Annotated in this window: 1 protein-coding gene; it reads left to right on the top strand. The window is 53.7% G+C overall.

Going from position 1 to position 285, the window contains the following annotated elements; translation table 11 throughout:
* Positions 1-285 (top strand): hypothetical protein (locus FC96_RS13085; protein ID WP_191976673.1); only part of this gene is annotated, 285 nt, incomplete at both ends.

The following is a 285-nucleotide window of genomic DNA, read 5'->3' as shown; positions in this document are numbered from 1 at the left end:
ATGCATCAGATGCAAACGATGCAGCTAAGAGTGCGGCAAGCGATGCATCAACAGCCTCAACGGCAGACGATAAAGCGAATAGTGCTGCCTCAACGGCTTCAGATGCAGCCAGGTCAGCCGCCAGTTTAGCTAGCGAAAATCCAAGCAATGCAAACATTTCTGATGCGAACTCAACGGCTATTTCGGCCTCTAGCGATGCAGCAAGTGCTGCTAGCGTTGCCGATAGTGCCTCCACTGCGGCCTCGAACGCGGCATCAACGGCCAGTGAGGAAGCAAGCAAAGCTT

It is taken from the genome of Secundilactobacillus kimchicus JCM 15530 (assembly GCF_001433995.1).
Classification (GTDB): Bacteria; Bacillota; Bacilli; order Lactobacillales; family Lactobacillaceae; genus Secundilactobacillus; species Secundilactobacillus kimchicus.
Note: the sequence above shows the minus strand (reverse complement) of the source record. Positions and strands in the feature narration are given on the sequence as shown.